This window comes from Bradyrhizobium sp. (genome assembly GCF_030693485.1).
Classification (GTDB): domain Bacteria; phylum Pseudomonadota; class Alphaproteobacteria; order Rhizobiales; family Xanthobacteraceae; genus Bradyrhizobium.
Genome location: NZ_JAUYAN010000091.1, coordinates 1 through 4,753, shown reverse-complemented (window position 1 = coordinate 4,753; position 4,753 = coordinate 1). Strand labels below are relative to the sequence as shown.

General features: G+C 62.6%; 4 protein-coding genes and 1 pseudogene. 4 read left to right on the top strand and 1 reads right to left on the bottom strand.

Annotated elements, in window-relative coordinates:
* The 4 genes and pseudogenes from Q8N40_RS06740 to Q8N40_RS06725 form a co-directional block, all read left to right on the top strand.
* Positions 1 to 269: pseudogene (locus Q8N40_RS06740) on the top strand (branched-chain amino acid ABC transporter permease); the annotation flags it as partial.
* The gene (locus Q8N40_RS06735; RefSeq protein WP_305711255.1) at positions 266 to 1,018 is read left to right on the top strand and encodes an ABC transporter ATP-binding protein; all 753 of its coding nucleotides are present in this window, start codon (positions 266 to 268) and stop codon (positions 1,016 to 1,018) included. The pseudogene Q8N40_RS06740 and the gene Q8N40_RS06735, both read left to right, overlap by 4 nt.
* Positions 1,011 to 1,727, top strand: a complete 717-nt coding sequence (locus Q8N40_RS06730) for an ABC transporter ATP-binding protein (protein WP_305320507.1) — start codon at positions 1,011 to 1,013, stop codon at positions 1,725 to 1,727. The genes Q8N40_RS06735 and Q8N40_RS06730 overlap by 8 nt, the downstream gene beginning before the upstream one ends.
* 21 nt (positions 1,728 to 1,748) lie before the next feature.
* Positions 1,749 to 2,867, top strand: a complete 1,119-nt coding sequence (locus Q8N40_RS06725) for a cobalamin-independent methionine synthase II family protein (RefSeq protein WP_305711254.1) — start codon at positions 1,749 to 1,751, stop codon at positions 2,865 to 2,867.
* A gap of 72 nt (positions 2,868 to 2,939) precedes the next feature.
* Here Q8N40_RS06725 and Q8N40_RS06720 read toward each other — a convergent pair whose 3' ends face one another.
* Positions 2,940 to 4,409 (bottom strand): glycosyltransferase, encoded by a 1,470-nt coding sequence (locus tag Q8N40_RS06720; protein ID WP_305711253.1) that lies wholly within the window; start codon positions 4,407 to 4,409, stop codon positions 2,940 to 2,942.
* Positions 4,410 to 4,753 lie beyond the last annotated feature (344 nt).

The following is a 4,753-nucleotide window of genomic DNA, read 5'->3' as shown; positions in this document are numbered from 1 at the left end:
ATCTGATGCTGGTCCTCGTCATCGGCGGCACCGGCTATCTCTACGGAGGGCTGATCGGGGCGGTCATTTTCAAGATGCTTCAGGAGGTTTTCCAGACCATCACACCGCAATACTGGCTGTTCTGGATCGGCCTCGTGCTGGTCGTGATCGTGCTGGTCGGCCGGGCGCGCATGCACCGCTGGGCGCTGTGGCTGCCGAACCTGGTGATCCGGCAGTTTGCCGGACGCAAGACCGTCGTCGCCGTTCCGGAAAGGAACGGGCTGCCATGACGGTGGCGCTGGAAACGATCGGACTGGAGAAACGCTTCGGCGGCCTCAAGGTCACCCAGGACCTGTCGCTGAGGATAGAGCAGGGCGCCCGCCACGCCCTGATCGGCCCGAACGGCGCCGGCAAGACCACCGTGATCAATCTCCTGACCGGGGTGCTCAAGCCCGATGCAGGGCGCATCCTGCTGGAGGGCAACGACATCACCGATCTCGCCGTCCACACCAGGGTGCTGCGCGGGCTGTCGCGCACTTTCCAGATCAACCAGCTCTATGCCGATTTGACGCCGCTCGAGACCATCGGGCTTGCGGTCTCCGAACGGCTGGGCCGCGGCGGCGACTGGTGGCGCCGGATGGGGACGCGCGACGACGTCAATGCCGAGATCGCGGAGAATCTGGCGCGATTCCACCTGCTCGACGTCATGAACGAACTGACGGTGACGCTGCCTTACGGAAAACAGCGCCTGCTCGAGATCGCAGTAGCCATTGCCGCCAGGCCGCGCGTGCTGCTGCTGGACGAGCCGGCCGCCGGCGTGCCCGAAAGCGAGCGCCACGATATCCTGGCCGCCGTGGCGGCGCTGCCACGCGACGTTACCGTACTCCTGATCGAGCACGACATGGATCTGGTGTTCTCGTTCGCCGACCGCATTTCGGTGATGGTCACCGGCGCCATGCTGGTGGAGGGCCCGCCGGACGAGGTGGCGCGCGATCCCAGGGTGAAGGCGGTCTATCTCGGCGAGGCCGCCGATGCCTGATCTCCTCGCGATCGAAGGCCTGCGCGCCGGTTACGGCGAAGCGGTGGTATTGCCCGGAATGTCGCTGCGCCTGCCCGAAAGCCAGGTGCTGGCGCTGCTGGGGCGAAACGGCACCGGCAAAACCACGCTGATCAATTCGATCGTCGGGATCACCCGCCGATTCGGCGGCACCATCACCCTCGGCGGGCTCGACATCACCGCGATGCGGCCGGACCAGCGGGCGCGGGCGGGCATCGGCTGGGTGCCGCAGGAGCGCAATATCTTCCGTTCGCTGACGGTGGAGGAGAACATGACCGCCGTCGCCCAGCCCGGACCGTGGACGGTGGCGAAGGTCTACGAGATGTTTCCGCGGCTGAAGGAGCGCCGCAGCAATTTCGGCAACCAGCTTTCCGGCGGCGAGCAGCAGATGCTGGCGATCGGCCGCGCGCTGACGCTCAATCCGAAGGTGCTGTTGCTGGATGAGCCGACCGAGGGCCTGGCCCCTATCATCGTCGAGGAACTGCTCACGGCGCTCGGCACCATCACCCGGGCCGGCGGCATTTGCTCTGTTATTGTCGAGCAGAACGCGCAAAAGATTCTGGGGCTTGCCGACCGCGTTGTGATATTGGAGCGCGGCGCGATCGTCCATGATGCGGCCAGCAGCACGTTGAAAGCCGATCCCGCCGTGCTGGAACGCTTTCTCGGTGTCGCCGGCGCGACAGCACATTAGATTTCTTCGGGAGTCGAGACCATGCAGCGAACCAAAGCCCCTTTCCGCGCCGACGAGGTCGGCAGCCTGTTGCGGCCGCCGCGCATCAAGGAAGCGCGGGCCAAACTGGAGAAGGGCGAGATCTCGGCCGAGGGCCTGCGCAAAGCCGAGGACATGGAGATCGAAAAGGTCGTGCACAAGCAAGCCTCAATCGGCCTGAAGCTCGCGACCGACGGCGAATTCCGCCGCTCCTGGTGGCATTTCGACTTTCTCGCCAAGCTGACGGGATGCGAACTGTTTCATCCCGAGACCGGCATCCAGTTCGCAGGGGTGGAGACCCGGCATGACGCGGTACGGGTGATCGGCAAGCTCGATTTCCCCGCCGATCATCCGATGCTGGACCATTTCCGCTTCCTGAAGAAGCAGTGCGAAACCGCGCATGTGATGCCGAAGATGACGATCCCGTCGCCGGCGGTGCTGCACTTCCGTGGCGGCCGCAAGTCGATCTCCAGGGATGTCTATCCCGATCTCGACGCCTTCTACGAGGATCTCGGCAAGACCTACCGCAAGGCCGTCAAGGCGTTTTACGATGCCGGCTGCCGTTACCTTCAATTCGACGATACGGTCTGGGCCTATCTCTGCTCGCAGGAGGAATTGAGGAAGGCGCGCGAGCGTGGCGACAATCCCGACGGTCTGCAGGAAATCTACGCCCGAATCATCAACTACGCGATCGCCGAACGGCCGGCCGACATGACCATCACCACGCATGTCTGCCGCGGCAATTTCCGTTCCACCTGGATTTCGTCCGGCGGCTACGAGCCGGTGGCGGAGACCATGCTGGCCGGGACCAATTACGACGGATATTTCCTCGAATACGATTCCGAGCGCGCCGGCGGCTTCGAGCCGCTGCGCTATTTGCCGAAGGGCAACAAGATCGTGGTGGTCGGCGTCATTACCTCGAAATCGGGAGAACTGGAAAAGAAGGACGACATCAAGCGGCGGCTGGAAGAGGCGAGCAAATTCGCGCCGCTCGATCAGCTTGCGGTATCGCCGCAATGCGGTTTTGCCTCCACCGAAGAGGGCAACCTCCTCACCGAGGAAGAGCAGTGGGCCAAACTCAAGCTCGCGGTCGATGTCGCCAACGAGGTGTGGGGCAAGTAGGGCTGGCGCTTTTCGCGGCCGGCTTGGGCATGCCGGCCACCCACCAAGCTCGCAGGCGCCGACCTGCAGAAATCAGATAGCCTTCAGCTTGCGATAGGCAAACCAGACCATCTTCAACAGCAGCCAGCCGTCGCGAAAGCGCGAGATCTGGGTTTCGCCAAAAGTGCGCGCCTTGTAGTGGATCGGCGTCTCGACGATTTTCAGGTTCTGCTTGGCGGCGCCGAAGATCAGATCGAAATCGCCGAACGGATCGAAGTTGCCGAAATAGGCGCGTTCGCGCGCCAGTACCTCGTAGTCCTTTCGCAGCAACACCTTGGTGCCGCACAGCGTATCGGTCAGGCGGGTATTGACGAGATAGCTGAACAGATAGGCGAAGCAGCGGTTGGCAATGAAATTCAGTGGCCGCATCGCCTCGTTTTCCATCGGATAGACCAGCCGGGTGCCGTTGACAAATTCGGCCTTCCCGCTCTCGATCACGGCGTGGTATTTCGGCAGCGCCTCCGGCGGCATCGTCAGGTCGGCATCGAGGATCATCAGAACGTCGCCGGTCGCGGCGCCAAACCCCTTGCGAACCGCGTCGCCCTTGCCTTTGCCGTCCTGTTTCAGAACCTTGATATCCCAGCTGTCCTTGTAGGCCTCGCGCACACGCTCGCATTCCTCGAACGTGCCGTCGCTGGAATTTCCTTCGACGAACAGGATTTCCTGAGAGCTGCCGAACCGGGGCATGCGCCGGATCGCGTTTTCAATGTTGCCCCTCTCGTTGCGACAGGGAATGAGAACACTGGCGGAAAACTTGCGGTCAGGAAAATGGCGGACCGGCCGTCCTATGATGTAGGTGCGCAGGCACAACTGCCTGATTCCCGGCAGCGGCGCGATGTAGCGATTGATAAACGGGCCAAGCCCGAGCCAGCGCCGCGGCAGCAACTGGCGCTGCTCCTGGCTGATCATCTCGAAGTCGGCGAGGTCCATCAGGTTCAGGAAGTCGGCGGTGGCGATGTAATTGATCTTGGGCTGCTTGCTGCGCAGGCGCAACGCCTCGGCGAGTTTCAGGACCGGTTCCCACATGTGCGAGTAATAGGCGATGATGATGCGCGTCGACGGCGAGCACAATCGCTGGGTCAGCCGCAAGGTGCCGTCGATATCGTCGAACATGCCGATCGTGTCAGCCATCACGATGTAGTCGAACGGTCCCTCGATCGAGGTCATCGTGGCGGGATCTTCGATGTCCCCGTAAACGAAATGCAGGTGGGGATGCCGGGCCTTCGCCTTCGCGATCGCCTTGGCGCCGAAATCGACGCCGACGCCATAAGAAGGCTCCAGGGCCGCCAGCAGATCCCCCCGACTGCAACCGAGTTCGAGCACCCGCTTGCCGGGCGGAATCAGGAATCGCATGAACTTTCGGTCGTCGTCGTGATAGGCGGCGTTGAATTCGCGCCAGCGATCCAGTTCCTCGCTGTTGCCCTCGAAGTGTTCGAGCAGGTCGCGCTTGCGTTGACTGGAAGGCTCGATCGAGTCCGGGGGGACTGGTCGTGCGGAATTCATTGCGGCGTCGGATAAAGTCAAGCGCATGCCTTTGATGTGAAAGGAATTGATACCAGCAGCGGGGTTTCGCCAGAACTTGAGCGCTCCCATCGATCCCGATCTCTAGACTGAATTGTCGTTCGGCTGAACCGAAATCGTTCCCGCAGGGCTTGCATCGTCAACCCGCCGTCGGCCTGGGAATACGGTGTCCAGGGGTCGCCCGCCCTGCATTTCCAACAGTGGGCAGACCGTGCTAGGACGGCCGCGCCGTCCGCGGCTGCCCACCAGCCTGTCCCAATCCCGGCTCGATATCCCGGCCCATGAAAAACGACCAGATCCTCGCCCGGATTTCCGAATTCTGCCGG

Excerpts from the sequence above, each read along its gene's own strand:
- Q8N40_RS06735 (WP_305711255.1), top strand. The coding sequence starts at position 266 with ATGACGGTGGCGCTGGAAACGATCGGACTGGAGAAACGCTTCGGCGGC.
- Q8N40_RS06730 (WP_305320507.1), top strand. The coding sequence starts at position 1,011 with ATGCCTGATCTCCTCGCGATCGAAGGCCTGCGCGCCGGTTACGGCGAA.
- Q8N40_RS06725 (WP_305711254.1), top strand. The coding sequence starts at position 1,749 with ATGCAGCGAACCAAAGCCCCTTTCCGCGCCGACGAGGTCGGCAGCCTG.
- Q8N40_RS06720 (WP_305711253.1), bottom strand. The coding sequence starts at position 4,409 with ATGAATTCCGCACGACCAGTCCCCCCGGACTCGATCGAGCCTTCCAGT.